General features: G+C 33.4%; 16 protein-coding genes and 1 pseudogene. 8 read left to right on the forward strand and 9 right to left on the reverse strand.

Annotated elements, in window-relative coordinates; all coding sequences use genetic code 11:
• Position 1 precedes the first annotated feature (1 nt).
• Together ACQY56_RS08685 and ACQY56_RS08690 are read left to right on the forward strand one after the other, a co-directional pair.
• Positions 2–1426, forward strand: a complete 1425-nt coding sequence (locus ACQY56_RS08685; RefSeq protein ID WP_428739551.1) for an ATP-binding protein — start codon at positions 2–4, stop codon at positions 1424–1426.
• Between the two features lie 27 nt (positions 1427–1453).
• Positions 1454–2383 (forward strand): manganese-dependent inorganic pyrophosphatase, encoded by a 930-nt coding sequence (locus ACQY56_RS08690; protein ID WP_428739548.1) that lies wholly within the window; start codon positions 1454–1456, stop codon positions 2381–2383.
• A gap of 100 nt (positions 2384–2483) precedes the next feature.
• Here the strand turns inward: ACQY56_RS08690 and ACQY56_RS08695 are convergent, their stop codons facing one another.
• Positions 2484–4154, reverse strand: a complete 1671-nt coding sequence (locus tag ACQY56_RS08695; RefSeq protein WP_428739655.1) for an AMP-binding protein — start codon at positions 4152–4154, stop codon at positions 2484–2486.
• A 64-nt stretch (positions 4155–4218) separates the two neighbouring features.
• Here ACQY56_RS08695 and ACQY56_RS08700 point away from each other — a divergent pair, with 64 nt between their 5' ends.
• The gene (locus ACQY56_RS08700; protein ID WP_428739392.1) at positions 4219–5994 is read left to right on the forward strand and encodes a YgiQ family radical SAM protein; all 1776 of its coding nucleotides are present in this window, start codon (positions 4219–4221) and stop codon (positions 5992–5994) included.
• Positions 5995–6241: 247 nt separating this feature from the next.
• Here the strand turns inward: ACQY56_RS08700 and ACQY56_RS08705 are convergent.
• From ACQY56_RS08705 to ACQY56_RS08730, 6 genes and pseudogenes are all read right to left on the reverse strand, one after another.
• A pseudogene (locus tag ACQY56_RS08705) lies at positions 6242–6344 on the reverse strand (hypothetical protein); the annotation flags it as partial.
• Between the two features lie 142 nt (positions 6345–6486).
• Complete coding sequence (locus ACQY56_RS08710; RefSeq protein WP_428739393.1) at positions 6487–8514, reverse strand: sensor domain-containing diguanylate cyclase; 2028 nt, start codon at positions 8512–8514, stop codon at positions 6487–6489.
• A 68-nt stretch (positions 8515–8582) separates the two neighbouring features.
• On the reverse strand, positions 8583–8948 hold the full coding sequence (locus ACQY56_RS08715; protein WP_428739394.1) for a hypothetical protein: 366 nt from the start codon (positions 8946–8948) through the stop codon (positions 8583–8585).
• A 230-nt stretch (positions 8949–9178) separates the two neighbouring features.
• Positions 9179–10579 (reverse strand): MBL fold metallo-hydrolase RNA specificity domain-containing protein, encoded by a 1401-nt coding sequence (locus ACQY56_RS08720; RefSeq protein WP_428739395.1) that lies wholly within the window; start codon positions 10577–10579, stop codon positions 9179–9181.
• The gene (locus ACQY56_RS08725) at positions 10579–11487 is read right to left on the reverse strand and encodes an AraC family transcriptional regulator (protein ID WP_428739396.1); all 909 of its coding nucleotides are present in this window, start codon (positions 11485–11487) and stop codon (positions 10579–10581) included. Before ACQY56_RS08725 ends, ACQY56_RS08720 begins: the two co-directional genes overlap by 1 nt.
• Before the next feature lie 5 nt (positions 11488–11492).
• Positions 11493–11936, reverse strand: coding sequence for a MarR family winged helix-turn-helix transcriptional regulator (locus ACQY56_RS08730; protein ID WP_428739397.1), 444 nt, complete (start codon positions 11934–11936; stop codon positions 11493–11495).
• A gap of 100 nt (positions 11937–12036) precedes the next feature.
• Here ACQY56_RS08730 and ACQY56_RS08735 point away from each other — a divergent pair, with 100 nt between their 5' ends.
• Together ACQY56_RS08735 and ACQY56_RS08740 are read left to right on the forward strand one after the other, a co-directional pair.
• On the forward strand, positions 12037–12642 hold the full coding sequence (locus tag ACQY56_RS08735; RefSeq protein WP_428739398.1) for an FAD-dependent oxidoreductase: 606 nt from the start codon (positions 12037–12039) through the stop codon (positions 12640–12642).
• Positions 12643–12652: 10 nt separating this feature from the next.
• A complete protein-coding gene (locus ACQY56_RS08740) occupies positions 12653–13396 on the forward strand; it encodes an SDR family NAD(P)-dependent oxidoreductase (RefSeq protein ID WP_428739399.1) in 744 nt (247 codons plus the stop codon).
• Positions 13397–13402: 6 nt separating this feature from the next.
• Here the strand turns inward: ACQY56_RS08740 and ACQY56_RS08745 are convergent, their stop codons facing one another.
• A complete protein-coding gene (locus tag ACQY56_RS08745) occupies positions 13403–14425 on the reverse strand; it encodes a methyltransferase domain-containing protein (RefSeq protein ID WP_428739400.1) in 1023 nt (340 codons plus the stop codon).
• A gap of 217 nt (positions 14426–14642) precedes the next feature.
• On the opposite strand from ACQY56_RS08745, the gene ACQY56_RS08750 reads away from it, so the two are divergent.
• Genes ACQY56_RS08750 through ACQY56_RS08760 form a run of 3 tightly spaced genes read left to right on the forward strand, consistent with a single transcriptional unit; the run spans position 14643 to position 17319 of the window.
• Positions 14643–15713 (forward strand): alpha/beta hydrolase, encoded by a 1071-nt coding sequence (locus ACQY56_RS08750; protein WP_428739401.1) that lies wholly within the window; start codon positions 14643–14645, stop codon positions 15711–15713.
• A gap of 11 nt (positions 15714–15724) precedes the next feature.
• Positions 15725–16165, forward strand: coding sequence for a cupin domain-containing protein (locus ACQY56_RS08755; RefSeq protein WP_428739402.1), 441 nt, complete (start codon positions 15725–15727; stop codon positions 16163–16165).
• Positions 16166–16170: 5 nt separating this feature from the next.
• On the forward strand, positions 16171–17319 hold the full coding sequence (locus tag ACQY56_RS08760) for an iron-containing alcohol dehydrogenase (protein ID WP_428739403.1): 1149 nt from the start codon (positions 16171–16173) through the stop codon (positions 17317–17319).
• 1 nt (position 17320) lies between these two features.
• Here the strand turns inward: ACQY56_RS08760 and ACQY56_RS08765 are convergent, their stop codons facing one another.
• Complete coding sequence (locus tag ACQY56_RS08765) at positions 17321–18424, reverse strand: metallophosphoesterase (RefSeq protein ID WP_428739653.1); 1104 nt, start codon at positions 18422–18424, stop codon at positions 17321–17323.

Below are 18424 nucleotides of genomic sequence, written 5' to 3' on the forward strand. Positions count from 1 at the left end.
GATGATAAATCTAGATTTTCCTCTTTTAATGCTTTTAGGCATCTTTGCTGTCTTCTTTGGGATTAGTTTTCTATTTTTTTTAATAAGCAGCTCAAAAAAAGATAAAGAGCTAAGCAAACTTCGACAAGAGATTTCTATCTTAAAAGGGGAAATTCAACAAGATGTTCAACCAAACACATCTACAAAATCACATGCTGGGATGCAAACAAGTTTAATCTCTGAACAACTGAAAAAGATAGAGCATTTGGAAAATGAAGTTCAAAGACAAAAAGATAAAGTCGAAGAAGCAAAATTTGTAGCACAAGAAGCAGTTAAAGTAAAATATGATTTTTTATCTAACATCAAAGAAGACCTTTTATCTCCTATAAAAACTATCATTGCGTATGCAAGTATCTTAAGCAAGAACATACAAAGTGAAAAATTAAATAGATATGCTAAAGATATAATAACTTCAAGTGAAGAACTTTTGAAATCGATTAGTAATATGGTGGCTCTTTCAAAAATCGATGCAGGAAATTATGATATTCAGGAAAATGCTGTAGAATTGGCATTTTTGTTTAATGGAATCGTGGATGAGTACAAACATGTGGTGAGTAGAAAAGGGATAGAATTTACACTTGATATAGATAAATCTTTGCCGGAGTCTTTGATATTTGATGCTCCAAAAGTAAAAGCAATTGTAGAAAATTTGGTTAGTAATAGTATTAAAGCAACAAAAAAAGGGTATATAAATATTTATGTTCGCGCTAACGGAAAAGATATTGCCCATAATACGATGAATCTTCAAGTTATAGTTGAAGATAGTGGAACTGGGATTCAAAAAGAGGATCAATCAAAAATATTTGAGATGTTTGAAACAGAGGGGCTTGGTTTAGCACTCAATAAAAAAGTTGCAAAACTTATGCATGGTGACCTTACGTTTTATAGTGAGTATGGTAAAGGGGCTAGTTTTATATTGTCACTTTCAAATGTTGAGATTGTACTTCCAAGTGCCGAAGATGAGTTTCATGAACTCGATATTAATTTTGCTCAAATTGCTCCAGAGGGTGCAAGTGTAATGGTTATAGAGTCAGATCAAGGGTGTGTAGATACCATTGTAGAATCATTTATGCAAAGTCATGTCCGCGTAGTGCACTTTCAAACACCTAGAGAAGCGATAGAAGAACTAAAAAAAGTCAAATATGACCTTCTCTTTATCAATATAGATATACTCACAACTGATGAAAATGCAATCTCAAAAGTGATTGCAAAAATTAGCAATGCTCCAGTTGTAACTTTAACAAACAGTAATATCAAAGAGTTTGATATCAGTGAAAAAGGTGCAAAAATTGTTGCTCATTTGAAAAAACCACTTTCTCGTCGTGAACTTTTTAAAATCTCTATAAAAGTACTAAATTTTCCAGAAATGCTTAAGAATATTGTATAATTCGAAAAAAAATTAAAGGCTAGAATTATGTCAGTATATGCATTTGGGCACAAAAATCCAGATAGTGACTCTATTGTTGGTGCAATTTCACTATCGTATCTTAAAAATCAGGTAGAGGATGAAGAGTATATCCCAGCTCGTCAAGGTGAAATCTCTGCTGAGACACAATTTATTTTAGACACTTTTGGTTATGCAGACAAAGTTCCTATGTTAAAAACTTCTGTAGCTGGTGAGAAAGTTTTTATTATCGATTCTACAGATAAACCACATTTTCAAGATGATATCGACGAAGCAACTATTGTAGGTATTGCAGATCACCATAAATTAGGGGATTTGATGACAGATGCTCCATTAGAAGCTTGGATCAGACCAATTGGATGTTCAAACACTGTAATTTATGAGATGTACAAATCTTACGGTGTAGAAGTTCCAAAAGATATCGCAGGGATGATGATGTTAGCTATTTTAAGTGATACTGTAATTTTTCGCTCACCAACATGTACAAAAGTAGATACAAAGGCGGTAAAAGAGTTAAGTGAGATTTGTGGTGTAGAAGACTATAAAAAAATGGCTATGGATATGTTTATCGCAAAATCTGCAGTAGACGGTGCTAGTGCACGTAACTTAAATACACGTGATTATAAAGAGTTCGATATGAACGGTACGAAAGTTGGTATCGGACAGCTTGAAATGGTTGACATCTCTGTTTTAGAGCCAAGAGAAGATGAGATTATGGAAGATATGCAAAAGATGAAAGAAGAGGGTGGATTACACACTGTTTTAATCCTTTTAACTGACATCATCAAAGAGGGATCAAAACTTTTCGTAGTATCTGATGATACAAGTAAAATAGAAGCTGCATTTGATGTAAAACTTGAAGATAATAAAGCTTGGTTAGAGGGTGTTTTAAGTAGAAAAAAACAAGTAGTCCCTTTCGTACAACCACAATTTAAATAATAAGTATCAATCTTACACAAAAGTTTTCATCGCCGTAGTTCACTACGATGCAGAAAACTTTTGCATAATCTCAACACTGACTATTCAAATTTAAATCTCATTATTCAGTATATAAATATCTTTTTATCTTTTTAGTAGGTGTTTTTATAAATGGTTCTATCTGTTCTATAAACTTAGTTATTTTAGAAAATGAAGCCATTTTTTCATTTACTTCAATTCTCATCTCTTCTAGATATTCATCAATTTTTTGTTTGACAACATCATCAGGTGTAACATTTGCTTTGAACATTTTATCTATAAGTTCATAGTCTAAGTGGATTCTAGCAACTAATTTGCCATCTTGTTGTAGTACCAAAGAGTCAACGACTGTTTCACTTTTATTGATGATAGATTCGATCTGTTCTGGATAAATATTTTCTCCACTTGGTCCTAAAATGAGGTTTTTACTTCTTCCGCTTATAAAAAGGTATCCATCTTCATCGATGTAACCTAAGTCACCTGTTAAGAAGTAGCCATTTTCATCAAAAACTTCTTTAGTTTTTTCATCATCTTTGTAGTAGCCTATCATAACACTTGGAGATTTTACAGTTATTTCACCTTCTCCTGTGATAGGGTCTTTGTCTTTTATGACTACATCAACCCCAACCATAGCAAACCCAGTAGAGCCAACTTTAATAGGAGCATTTATGTAAGTTCCTGCTATAAGTGGTGCAGTTTCAGTGAGACCATATCCTATAACATAAGGAAAATTCCCTTCATATAAAAACTCTTCAACATAACGCGCGAGTGGAGCACCGCCAATTCCAAAAAAGCGAAGTCTCCCGCCAAAAGTCTCTAAAAGTTTTTTCCCAGCAATTTTGTTGAGTTGTTTTCGCATAAAAGGGAATTGATAAAGAGTACTTGTAAGCTTAGAACCATTGAGTTTTGCCATAATTTTATTTTTATATATTTTTTCGATGATGAGTGGAACTGAGAGCATCATAGTTGGCTTGACAGTTTCAAATGCTTTTAAAAGCACACTTGGTGTTGGTGTTTTATCTACATAAACAACACTTGAACCATGTAAAATAGGAAGTACCATACCAACGGTACACTCAAAAGTATGCGCAAGTGGTAAAATAGATAAAAATATATCTTCTGGTACAACAGTGATGTTTTTAAAAGCACTCAGTGCATTAGTAACTATATTTTTATGTGAGAGCATAACACCTTTAGAGTGTCCAGTAGTACCAGAAGTGTAAAGTATTGCAGCTAAATCATCTTCTTCAACTTGAGAGAGTTCTTTTTTATGGGAAAATTTTTGTTTAAAAACTTCTGCATATGAGCGGTTTGTAAACTCATCGAGAATTTTTAAGTTATCAATTTCTATAACAAACTTCAGTTCTGAATCTTCAATCTCTTCAATGGTTGGTAGTTGTTTTTGAGAAACAAAAACAGCTTTTGCTTCAGAATGTCTGATGATATGGTGCACATCAGCAGTATTAAAATCAACAAGTATAGGAACAACCACTGCGCCAAAATACGTTGTTGCTAGATATGCAACTGCCCAGTTTGGCATATTTTCACTTAAGATGGCTACCTTATCACCTTTGGAAATTCCATTTGCTTTTAAAAGCTCTACCATAGATTTTATTTTTTCATCAAGTTCACGGTATTTTATGGCTTGTTTGCCAACAAAAGACAAAGCATCTTTATTTGCATAAAGGGAAACGGAACGATCAAGCAAAGCTCTAAGTGTAAAGTTTTCTAAATTTTCGTAAGGGTACAACATCTCTAATCTTCTTATATGAGTTTTTTAAGTATTATACAAAAAAACTATACATCTGAGTTAAAACTTGAGTAGACACAATAAAAAACATAATAAAAGTGGTGATACTGTTACTTTTACACGAAAAAATTTCCTTCCGACAACAAAAGAAGATATGCAAGAACGTGGTTGGGAGCAATGTGATGTGATCTTAGTAAGTGGCGATGCGTATATAGACTCGCCATTTATCGGGATAGCTGTTGTTGGGCGTATGTTAGAGCGTATGGGTTACAGAGTTGGGATTATTGGGCAACCTGATGTCAAAAGTGATAAAGATATCAAACGTCTTGGAGAACCTCGTCTTTACTGGGGTGTAAGTGGTGGAAGTGTCGATAGTATGGTTTCAAACTATACAGCAACAAAAAAGTTTCGTAACTCAGATGACTATACCCCAGGTGGAGTGAACAATAAACGCCCCGATCGTGCCGTACTTGTATATACAAATCTAATCAGACAACATTTTAAAGATACAGCTCCGATCGTGCTTGGTGGAATCGAGGCTTCACTTCGTCGCATAACTCACTACGATTACTGGCAAAACAGACTCAAAAAACCAGTACTTTTTGACTCTAAAGCAGATGTGCTTGTGTATGGGATGGGTGAAATTGCAATCGAACAACTTACACATGCCATTGATGAAGGACGTGACTATAAAGATATTCGCGGACTTTGTTACATAGCTAAAGAGCCAAAACATGAGTATATTCAACTTCCTTCCCATCAAGAGTGTTTAGACAATAAAGAAAAATATATAGATATGTTCGATCACTTTTACGACAACAACGATCCGATCTCTGCAAATGGTTTGTGTGAAGAGGTTGACGGCAGATACCTGATCCAAAACCCTCCGTGCGATTACCTAAACGAAGAGGAGATGGATGCCAATGCAAACCTCCCTTTTACGAGAGAACTGCACCCTTACCATGCAAAAGAGGGTAAAGTAAAATGTTTGGAGACGATCAAGTTCTCGATCATGACACATCACGGTTGTTGGGGTGAGTGTAATTTTTGTGCTATTGGAGTGCATCAAGGGCGAACTATACGTACTCGATCCGAGCAAAATATTTTGAGTGAGGTAAAAGATTTTAACAAGTACAAAGAGTATAAAGGGATCATCTCTGATCTAGGTGGACCTACGGCAAATATGTACGGTTATGAGTGTAATAAAAAGCTAAAACTAGGTACATGCGATCATCAAAGATGTGTCGATGCTTCCCATCTTTGTAAATCTATGAAAGTAGATCATAGTCGAAACATTAACCTTTTACGCCAAGTGCGACAAGTTGAAGGGGTGCGTAAAGCATTTGTGGCTTCTGGAGTGCGTTATGATCTGATCAATGCAGATAAAAAACACGGATACTCTTACCTAAAAGAGATGGTAAAACACCATATATCTGGGCAGATGAAAGTAGCTCCTGAGCATACACAACAACATGTCCTTGAACTTATGGGAAAACCAGGTAAACAAGAGCTGATCGACTTTAAAAAGATGTATGACAAGCTAAACAAAGAAGAGGGGAAAAAGCAGTTTTTAACTTACTACCTCATAGCAGCGCACCCCGGATGTAGTGACAAAGATATGCATGAGTTAAAACGCTTTACTCATGACGAATTGCAAATGAACCCAGAACAAGCACAAGTATTTACTCCAACACCTGGAACTTATTCAGCTGTAATGTACTATACTGAGATGGACCCTATAACTAGAAAAAAGATATTTGTTGAAAAAGATATGCGACGAAAAGAGAAGCAAAAAGAGATAGTTATAAAAAAAGATAATTGGAAATCAGGGTTTGCTTCGTAAATAGCTGTTTTATCTGAGTATAATACAGCATGTTCAGTAGATCGGAGTACAAAGTTTTAATGATGATTACCTGATCCCAGATGGGAAGACACCATAAATTTGGTTCGGCAAAAGAGCAGTTTGCAAAGGTAAAAGAGGTGCTTGGCAAGTTTTTTATAGTCAATGTTGACCTGATCTATAATTACCCAAGCCAAAACGAAAAACTGATCGAAGAAAATATAGATAGAGTGTTGGAACTACACTTTGAGGTATCACTAAAATTTCCATCAATTGCTCTTAAAAATCCAAATGAATAAGATAAATCCACCTTGAAAGGTTTGAGCTTTTAATATTTCAAAAATCAAGTTTTGGAATAACTAAATATGAATCTAATGACATAATTGAAACAGTTTTTAAAAAAGTGGATAAAAACCTTTATGAGGCAAAGAACACTGGTAAGAATAAAATAGATTTAGATATTAGGTATAAATATCATACAATATAAATAACAGATTATGATAAATTTGTAACTAAAATATCTCTACCATTTGCTTTTCCAATGTAAAGTAATTTATCTGCTTCTTTATATAAATCATCAACACTTTTAATATAAACTGCATTTTTACAAATAAGTCCTATAGATATAGAAAGCTTACCTTTCTCAGATTTTTTATGTTTAATTTCTAATTTAGAAACATTATCTTTAATCAATTCGGCTAATTGTATAGATTGTTCTTTTGTTTTAGTCTTATACACTATGGCAAACTCTTCACCTCCTAGTCTAAAACAATAATCATCTGCTCTTTTAAGTGTATTTTTCATCACTTTTGCAACTTTTGTTAGTACCATATCACCTTTTTCATGCCCATAAGTATCATTATAAAGTTTAAAATAATCTATATCTATCATTAAAAAAGTAATCAATTCATTTTTTCTTTTTGCAATATTTATTAAATCAGGAACAACTTTTTTAAAGTGCCTTCTATTGTAAATTTCTGTTAAAGGGTCTAAAATAGACAACTCTTCGATTATTTTTTTATCAGTTATATCATGTCTTATAGCTGTATAGCCAATTTTCTTATGAAATTCATTATATATAGGTGAAATAGAAATAGATACCCAATAAAAACCTCCATCTTTTTTTCTATTTTTAAGTTCACCTTTCCAAACCTTATCCTTTTCTAACGAATCCCATATCTCTTCAAAAGTTTTTTTATCAGTATCAGGATGTCTTACTATATTATGTTGCTCTCCTATTAGTTCCTCTTTTGTATATCCACTTATTGTACAGAAAGCTTCTGATGAGTAAGTAATAGTACCATTTAAATCTGTTGATGAAGTTATAACATTGTTATCTACAATCTTAATATACTCACTTATAAACATATCGTGTTTTTTTATACTAGAAATATTTTTTATTGTGACTAAAAATCTCTGTTTATCAGGCATTAATGCTACTGAAATATTTGCAATAATTTTCTTATTATTTTTAGTTATTAATCTTTCTTCAAGATATTCAAAATAACCTTTTTGTCTTGCTTTAGATAAAGATTCTTTTAATAAATTTATATCTTCATTTAATGTTATATCAAAAAGACTTTTCCCCAATAATTCGTCATCATTATAACCAGTCATTTTTAAAAAAGTTTCATTAAAAAATAAAATATCTGCTTCAAAATTGACAATTATTATACCATCTAAAGAAATATCAAATATTGTTTTAAACTCTTCTTTTTGAGCTAAAAGATTTTTCTCTATAATATATTGAGCTGTTATATCGTAGATACTCCCTATAGTTTTTATATATTTACCTTTTTTATCATAAAAATGTTTTCCTCTTTCTTCTGCATATTTTATATTGTTTTTTTTAGTTATAATTGAGTGAATACAATGATATTCTTCTTTATTTTCAATTGATCTATAAAAAGTTGCGGTTAAAAACTTTTGTTCCTCTTTTGGCAAATAAGATAAAAACTTTTTATAATCTATCTTTATATTTTTATCTTCAACTTCAAATATATCATATATTGTATCAGTCCATTTAATTGATTCTGTATTACCATCAAACTCCCAAAAACCTATTTGAGCTATCCTTGAAGCAAAGTTTAATTTCTCATTTGATCTTTTTAGCTCGGTTATATCTCTACTGATACCAAATAAACCCACAACTTTATTGTTTTTGTCATGTATCATTTTTTTACTTGTTGTTATCCAACAAAGTTCACCATTCTTATCATAGTAAGTTTCTTCATGTGAGATTAACTCATTTGCTTTTTCAAGTACAGACTTATCTGCTTTACGATACATCTTTGCATGCTCTTCATCAAAAACATCAAAATCATTTTTTCCAATTAATTCTTTCCATCCTTTAAAATTTAATAAATTAGAAAACTTATTACTTGTAAACGTAAAATTGTAATTTTTATCTTTAAAATAGATAAAATCAGAACTGTTTTCTAAGAAAAAATAAAACAATTCATTAATTTTTTCTGCTGATTTTAATTTTTCTTTTAGTAGTTTATTTTCATTTTGTAAAGTCATTGGCAGTTACACAAGTTTTAATATGTTGTCTTCAATTTTTAAAGTTGCTGTTTGCATAGATTAAGCCGTTATTTTATTTTGCCTTGGTCTCTTAAAAATTTAAGATCGTTTGAGACAGTTTTTTGTGAAGTCATAGTCAATTCAGATATTTTTGTTTGACTCAAACCTTCTTTGTGAAAATGTAAAACTCTTTCTCTTCTCTCATTTAGAGAGTTTGGGTTTTGTACCAACATTTTAGATTCAGAGATGATACCTGGAATATGTTGTTTTTTTATAATAAATTTTTTTTGCCCATCATAGCTGTCTGCATGAAATTCAAAATTTCCATTATTATAATTCATCTTAATATTTCTTAAATTGCCATTAGCTATATATTCTATTGTTTCAAGCACTTCTTGAGGTACTTTAGGCTTGTAACCTTGTAAATTTTGCATTTTAAACTTTTCAATTATTTTTTTGAGAATTATATCAGATAATTTTTAGTATATCAAGTAATTACTAGTAAATTTTTATATGTATTTAAAAATATAATTGCCATTATTTGATCATTTTGTCGTTTAATTGGTAGAAAAAGTGTTAAATGTATATTTTGCATATTTAATTTTTGAGGAGCAAAAATGAAAAAGAAGTTACTTGATATTATAAGGGATAAAATAAGACTTAATTACTTCAGCACTATTTCCTCTTTAAAACTAACTATATGCGCATCTACATTCAGCTCTTTTTTGAGTGTCTCTTTAAATGCAGTTTGACTGTTTGGTTCGCCATGTACTAAAAACACTTTTTTCAACCCTTTTATATCTTTTATCCACTCGATCATTCCGTCTCTGTCTACATGGGCTGAGAAACCGTTTATGGTGTGGATCGAAGCTTTTACGATCATATCTTCACCTAGTATGTTGATCCATTGTGCACCTTCAACGATCTCGCGTCCTAAAGTTTCTTCTGCTTGAAACCCTACAAAGATGACTGCATTGTTTTCATCCCAGATTCTATGTTTGAAGTGGTGCACGATTCTTCCACCGTTACACATACCTGCACCTGCGATGATAATGGCACGGCTTTTAACATCGTTTATACTCTTAGAAGCTTCGGGAGTTTCAGTAAACGACAATAGATCAAACCTAAATACACTTCCGTTTTCTTTTATGTTCTCTTGACATTTATATATAAGCTCATTAGCGTACTTTTTATAAACCTCTGTTGCACGTGTAGCCATAGGGGAGTCTAGAAATATTTTACATTTCGGCAGTTCATCGTTTTCGTACATCTCCCTTAAAAGACACAAAAGCTCTTGTGTACGCTCTAAGGCAAAAGAGGGGATCAGAACATTGCCGTTGTTCTCTAAAGTGTTTAAAAGCGTCTCTTTAAACTCTTTTATAGTTGCATCTATAGGTTGGTGATTTCTCTCTCCGTAAGTTGTCTCTACATAAAGTGCGTCTGCTTTATGACACTTTGCCAGATGTGGTAGGACTAAGTCATTGTTATTACCGATATCTCCCGAAAATACTATGGAATGTGAGTCGTTGTTTTCCATATAAGTGATCTCTATAAAAGCAGAACCTAATATATGCCCCGCATTGCGGTAAACAAAACTGATCCCTTCGCACAGATCGTAGTAGACATCATACTCAGGGTTTACCCACTCGATCATGTTTAATGTCTGTTCAACATCTAGGGGACCGTATAACGGTTTTTGCAATTTTTTCGTTTGTCCTTTTCTTTGCGCTTTTCTATAACGGGTTTGAAAATCTTCGCTCATTATTTTTGCGCTGTCCATTAAGATGATCTCAGCCAAGTCCATAGTAGCAGCAGTTGTATAGACTTTGCCGGTAAAACCCTCTTTAACAAGTTTTGGAATGCGCCCTATATGATCGAGGTGAGCATGGGTAAGTAAAATATAGTCGATAGTTGAAGGCTCAAAGTAAAAAGGTTCTGCATTTTTTTCTTCCTCTTTCCCTTGAAACATCCCGCAGTCGATCATGATCTTTACATCATCAACTTCAAGAACATGACATGATCCAGTAACCTCTTGTGTAGCACCGTATGATCTAACTATTGCCATTATTCATCCTTTGAATAAAATACTTTTATAAAAGCTTTTGGAGATAAGCCAAACATGCGTGAAAACTCTCTGCTAAATTGTGATGGGGACTCATAACCAACCTCAAAAGCTACTTCGCTAATCTCTTTGTTTTGTAGCTGGAGTAATTGTTTTGCCTCTTCAAGTCTAAGTTTTTTTTGAAACTGGATAGGGGAGAGGGTTGTGATAGTTTTGAAATGTTGGTAGAGTGATGACTCGCTCATATCTACACTTTTTGCTAATTTTTTTATGTTTAGTTTTTCGTTGAAGTGATCTTTTATATGTGTAATTACTTGAACTATCTTATTTGAAATTGTTCCCTCCATAGAAAACTTACTTAAAAACACTCCTCCCTTACTTTTAACTAGATTGTAAAGTATCTCTTTTGTAAGTAGTGGAGAGAGAAAATCTCTATCTTCCTCTGGGCGTTGTAGTAGTTTCATGTATCTATAGACCGATTCATAAAGCTGTATATTCATATCATCAAAAAACAGCCCTTTTTCAGCATTTGCATCTAAAGTTAATGTTTGAGAATCAAGAGTTTTTAACACTTCGTAAATATCTTCGAGAGAAAACTTTATTCGCAAAGAGAGGTAAGGGTGTTGCTCTGAGGCTTTGAGTATCTTCATCTTTGCAGGTAGATGAGTTGAGGCAAGAAGGTACATATTTTGATCATAGCCATAAGTATTTTCACCAAAACCTACTGCTTTATTGCCTTGGAGAATTACACATAAAGATGGTTCATACATAATGTTAATTTGTTCGGTTAATTCTTTTGAAAAGAAAAAATCTAAGTTCTTTATTTCACTTTGAACAGTGCCATCTAGTGGGTATCTTTCTTGTACTAACTCGATCATCTCTGAGCGATATTTTTCAAATTTTGTGTCCATAATTGTTATACATTGTCCTCTATACTTAGATGCACTTTATTTAATAGTTTTAGCAATAGTTTTGCTTCATCTTCATTTAAATCTTTTATGATTTGTTGATTTACTTCTTTTGCACAACCTATGATCTCTTGTGTTAGAGATACTCCTGTTTTTGTAAGGAGTAGTTTCTTTTTTCTTTTATCTTGTGTAGACTGTACTCGTTCTATAAACCCTTTAGACTCAAGCCTGTCGATCAACCTTGTAACACTTGCTTCATCTCCATTGATATACTTCAATAACTCTTTTTGTGTAGTCACATTATTTTTATGGAGATTTATAAGTATGCTAAATTGTAAATGGGTAAGACCATAAGGTTTTAGTCGTGCCTCCATCATCCTTTTTATATTAATAAAGATCATATTGAAATGATACCCGTAAGACTCAGCTAAATTAAATTCTTCATTTTTCATAAAAAAATTATAACATAAATAATTAAATACTTGTCTTTAACAAGCTTTAAGAGTTTTGTTAATATACTTGTATAGAACAAGTAAATATAAAGGAAATAAAATGACGAAGTATGATGTAATTATCATAGGTGGTGGTGTGTCTGGATTGTCATGTGCTATAACTTTAGGTTCTGCAGAATCAAAAGTGGAAGAAGCATCACAGAAGAAAACTTTGGTTATAGATGCTGGAAAATCACACCTTAAAATGGCTCAGCTTTATAATGTAGCTGGAGTTGATGAAGGGACTATAGGCATCGAACTTTTAGAATCTCTTAAACAAAGAGCACAAGGGTATAAAAATGTCTCAGTTGAAGATGGTGTTGTAAGCTCTGTAAGTGGAGAGAGTGGTAACTATATTGTCAAAACAGATGCAGACGAAACTTATGAAACAGATATAGTCGTTTTTGCCAACGGTATGCAAACTATAGATGTAGAGGGTATAGGCACACCAGTGGTTGAGCATATAAGGGCACCAAGACCAGGGATGGTAATGATCGATAATGAAGGAGGTGTTATAGCAGATAAAAAGTATGTAACAGGATGTGCAGCAGGAGCTGCTTCGATGTTTAGTAGTGCTGCTGGATATGGGGCACAAACAGCTACGGACATTATCAGCTCATGGGTTGGTAAATGTACAGTTATACACGATGTATGTAAAAAAAATTAAGGAGTTAAAGATGTCAAAAAGAAATGTATTGATCACAGGTGGAGCAAGAGGGATCGGAGCAGCAACTGCAAAACAGTTAGGTAAAAGTGATTATAGGGTTTTTATAAATTATGTAAATAGCATTCAAGTAGCTGTCGAGTTAGCAACTGAGATAAATGCAAATGGTGGAGAAGCCTATCCAATTCAAACTGATGTTAGAGATGATGCACAAGTGGCAACTATGTTTGAGAGTATTACAAAAGATTATGGTGGTGTAGATATTTTAGTATCAAATGCAAACATGAACTTTACTCAAAAACCTTTTGTGGATCAAAGCTGGGAGGAGTTCTCTCGTAAGCTAAACGACGAGATGCATGCATCGTATATATGTGCAAAACATGCAGTATCTTCAATGATTGAAAAAAAGTTTGGTCGTTTAGTTTTTATATCTAGCACATTATCTGAAACTCCAGCACCGAGTTTCATCGCTCACGGAAGTGCAAAAGGTGCACTTGACACTTTTAGTAAGTATTTAGCACAAGAACTAGGAGCATACGGGATTACGTCAAACATTGTAGCACCTGGTTTAGTTTTAACAGATGCAACAAGCCAAGCTCCAGAAGAGTTTAAAGAGTTCATCCGTTCAATGACACCGACACAGACGATCTCAAAACCTGAGGATGTAGCAAATGCGATCAGTTTTCTTGTAAGAGATGAAAGTGCTCAGGTAACTGGAGCATATCTCTCTGTAAGTGGTGGGGCATATATGTCTTAAATCTTATCAAAAAGGCGGTAGTTTTAATATGAAAATTGCCCCTTTTTGACCAGTATTATTTTCCTGTCTTAGTATAACTTCCTCTTTATCTTCAACATCAAACCCAATCTCTTTACACAAAGATTCGATATATTCCACAGTATGAGAAAATCTTCCGCTTTTTGCTAGTTTGTGATCTGATGTATTAATATCTGATGAGAGTTCAATGGAAAATATGAAATAACCATGACTGCTAAGACATTTTTTTACACTAGAAAAGATAACTTGCAAATCGCCAATATATATGAAAACATCTGCAGCCATAACTAGGTCAAATTTTTTTACATTTTTAAAAAGAAAATCTTGAATGTCATCTATATAAAGTGTAGTGTATATATTTTTTTTTCTTGTCTCTTCTATCATATTGGTAGATATGTCTACACCAACTAAATTTGGAAATATATCTATAATTGCTTTTCCTAACAGTCCAGTACCACATCCTAAATCTAAAACTTTTGAATCTCTTGGAGGATTTAAAGATTGTAGTTTTTCTTTTATAATAGTTGGTACCTGATATTTTAGTGAGTTTATAAGATGATTTTCAAAATGATCAGCATATCTGTCAAAAAGATCTTCAGCATACTCTGAAGAGTATTTGCTATTTGTTTCTTGATTTAGTGAAGCTAATAGATGATTTGCCCCTGGATGTTTGGGTAGCTTTTTCAGAGTTTTATGAAGATACTCAACCATTTTATTCTCATTTTGCATTTTTCTATAGCATTGTGCCATTGAAAAAAGTGCATCATAAAAATCAGGATTGAGTTTTATTGCCTTTTGTAAATAAAAAAGAGATTGTTCGTACTTGTTGAGTTTATCATAGACATCAGCCATTTGGTGATAACAAATATAACATTTATTATCTACTTTAATTGCTTTTTTTAAATATAAAAGTGCATTTTTATAATCTTTAGCATTTTTACAAGAGTTAGCTAGTTTAAGATAAGCATTAATCTCACTAGAATTGAGTTCGATAGTTGGTTGTTGTTTCATATAGCAGCTCCAAAGGAATGAGCTGCAGAAAATATTAGTTAATTATTAAGTCAAAGAAGATAAAAATAGGCTCTGTGGAAGTGTATCATAATTATTACAAACTTTTGCCTCTAATAAAAATAACATTTGGAGAATTGTGCATTTGTCATGGAATATTTGTCTATAAGATTTTTTTTAATCATTTTATAATTTAGGTATAAATCTAAATAAAGGACATATGATGAAAACATTAGGTAAAAGAAGTTTTTTAAAAACTGCTACTTTGACTCTTGCTGGAATCACATTATTTGGTGCTACAAACCTTGTAGCTTCACAAACACAAGATGTAAAATTAACAACGTCTTGGGATAAAGTATTTGCCAAGAGTGATAAAGTCAACCATAAAAAAGTGACTTTTAAAAATAGATTTGGAATCACTTTAGTTGGAGATTTGTACACTCCAAAAAATAAAGCAGACAAAAAACTACCTGCACTTGTACTTAGTGGTCCGTATGGTGCGGTAAAAGAGCAAGTTTCTGGTCGTTATGCACAAACTTTAGCAGAGCGTGGATATGTGACTTTAGCTTTTGATCCATCTTTTACAGGGGAGAGTGGTGGAGAGCCTAGAAATGTTTCATCTCCTGATATTAATACAGAAGATATAAGTGCTGGAGTTGATTATGTTGGATTATTACCAAATGTTGATCAAAACAAGATAGGTGTTATGTCTATTTGTGGGTTTGGTGGAATTGGTCTCAATGCTGCAGCTGTCGATAAGCGTATAAAAGCTATAGCAGTTGCAAGTATGTATGATATGTCAAGAGTGATGGCAAAAGGGTATTTTGACTCTATGCCACTTGAGGGCAAAACACAACTTCTTAACCAACTCAGCCAACAACGTTGGGTAGATGCAGCAAACGGTACTCCTTCAATCGCTCCAAATGGGTTACCAAGTAAATTAACTGGGAAAGAGCCTGAGTTTGTTCAAGGGTATTTTGATTTTTACAAAACAAAAAGAGGTTTCCACCCAAGATCGATCAACTCAAATGGTGGATGGACTATCACAAACTCAATCTCTTTTATGAATACACCACTCATGACATATATCAAAGAGATAAGCCCAAGACCAATTCTTTTCATTGCTGGGGAAAAAGCACACTCACTTTATTTTACACAAGATGCTTATAAAGCTGCAAATGAGCCAAAAGAGCTTATGGTTATCCCAGGAGCAGTACATACCGATTTGTATGACAATATGAAAGTTATCCCATTTGATAAAATAGCAGCATTTTTTGCTAAAAATCTTTAAATGGAAACAAAATGAAATACGCAAATAAAGAAGAATTTGAAAAAGCAAATATGTTTGGTACAGGTGCATATAATGAAAACTTTGCACAGTATTTTACTGGAGATTCGTTTTTAAACCTTCTTGTAAATCCAGAGGAAGTAAAGCTTTTTATGTTCAATGTAACGTTTGAGCCAGGGTGTCGTAATGATTGGCACATCCATCACGCCAAAACAGGCGGTGGGCAAATTCTTATTTGTACAGCTGGAGAGGGTTGGTACCAAAAAGATGGAGAGGAACCTATAAGTCTTCAAGAGGGTTCAGTGGCTTATATCCCAACAGGTGTAAAACATTGGCATGGGGCAAAAGCTGATAGTTGGTTTAGCCATATCTCCATAGAGATTCCAGGGACAGATACGAGTAATGAATGGCTTGAGAGAGTTTCAGATGAAGATTATAAAAATTTAAAAGGATAAATAGCATGAAAGATTTTACAAGTTTTAATCCAACAAGAGTAGAGTTTGGAGCAGATAAAGAGAAACAAATAGGTGGCTATATAGCTGAATCAGGTGTAAAAAAAGTTCTTTTAGTTTATGGAAGTGATAGAATTAAAACTGATGGGCTTTTTGATAGTGTTGCGACAAGTTTACAAAATAGTGGCATTGAGTTTATAGAGCTTGGTGGTGTGCAGAGCAATCCTGTACTCTCAAAAGTAAATGAGGGGATTGCCCTAGCAAAAGAGCAAAATGTTGATGGTGTTTTAGCTGTAGGTGGTGGTTCAGTTCTTGATAGCTCAAAAGCGATTGCCGCTGGTGCGCTTTACGATGGAGATGTTTGGGACTTTTTTACATTCTCGGCACCGCTTACACAAGCACTACCGATTTTTGACATTATGACTTTAGCAGCATCTGGAAGTGAGATGAACCCGAGTGCAGTTGTAACAAACGAAGTAACAAAACAAAAGTTTTATATCTACTCTCCAGCAGTTTTTCCAAAAGTTTCAGTGATTAATCCTGAGCTTCAAAAATCTGTTTCAAAAGAGTATTTGGTTTATTCAGCGGTTGATGTTATAGCACACTCTATAGAGGGGTATTTTACAGCTATCTATCATCCAGACCTTACTGCGTCATATGTGGAAGCAAATATAAAAACAGTTATAAAAACAACTGAGACATTACTTAAAAATCCACAAGATTTAGATGCAAGAGGGGAGTTTGCATGGGCTGCAACAAATGCACTTAATGGAACTACTACTTTTGGAGCAGAGGGTGTAGTGTATCCAAACCATATGATCGAACATGCAATCTCAGCACTCCATAATGTGCCACACGGTGCTGGACTTTCAGTGGTTATACCTGCTTGGATGAAGTGGTACTATAAAAACAATGAGGCACAGTTTGAGCGTTTTGCAAAAGAGATTTTTGGTAAAAGTTCTGCATTAGAGGGGATTGAGGCTTTAGAGAACTGGTTTAACAAAGTTGGCTCCCCAACAAGATTTTCACAGTTTGATATTCAAGAGTCTGATTTAGATGCGATTGCCCAAAATGCACATATGAACTCTCATTTCTTTGGATTAAATGAGGTTTACTCAGCTGAGATCATAGAAGATATTTTAACTCTAGCATTATAAGCTAGATAATATATGCGATCTCAGCTTGTGATCCTAAACGCATAGGCGGTCCCCAGAAGCCTATGCCAGAGTTTACATAGATTTTTCCACCATATTTTAGAGTATGTAGACCTTTGAGGTAGGGTTGTTGTAACATTACTAGATGATTAAAAGGCCAGAGTTGTCCTCCATGTGTATGACCACTTAAGATTAGTTCTGGTTTATATACTCCTAGATACTCTATAGATTTTGGTTGGTGTGAGAGTAGTAAAGTAGGGTAGTTTTTGTTTACGTCTGAAAAAGCTTTATCAAAGTCAGGTTCCAACACCCCTATACGATGACCAAATATGTCATTTATCCCAACAATATTTACACTTATTTCTTCGATAATGATAGACTCATTTAAAAGGAGTTTTATCTTGGTTTGTTTTGCTAAAAACTCTATGATTGAGTAAGGATTGTGGAAGTATTCATGATTTCCAAGTACCATGAAAACCCCATATTTTGAGTTGATATTGTTTAATTTTAATATGATTTTATCGATGTGTTCAACCTCAGTATCGATTAAGTCTCCTGTGATGACCACAAGATCAGGTTTGAGCGAGTTTATCTTCTCAACACTATTAGTTACATACTCCTCATCGATCAAACCACCAATGTGTAAGTCACTTATCTGAACGATAGAGAAGTCAAAAATTCCAGTTTTAACGATGTTGATAACTGGCTCTTTACTCCCCTCATAAACACTTGCAGTTACATAAGAAGTTGCAAGTGTAAAGAGTGCTCCATCTCCTAGTTTTTTTATAAACTCCCTTTTTGAGCGTTGTACATTTTTGAGTGACTTATGAAACAGATGGATAACTTCGTGCAGAGCAAGATAAAGTAGTAGTACAAAAGAAATACCAAGTGATACAGATGCTACATATGAGAGATTATAAGGGAGTAGATCACTATAGCGTACAAACATATACACGATGTTAAGTATAAAGTTTAGAGCAAGTAAAGCGGTAAATATCTTTCCCGTTTTATCTTTTACTAAAAGCTTTTTTATAACACGTAAGTAAAAGAGGGCATGTAAAGCAAAAAGCAAAACCAATAAAAGTACAAAAAACAAAGACATATTCAT

It is taken from the genome of Sulfurimonas sp., assembly GCF_050296975.1.
Classification (GTDB): domain Bacteria; phylum Campylobacterota; class Campylobacteria; order Campylobacterales; family Sulfurimonadaceae; genus Sulfurimonas.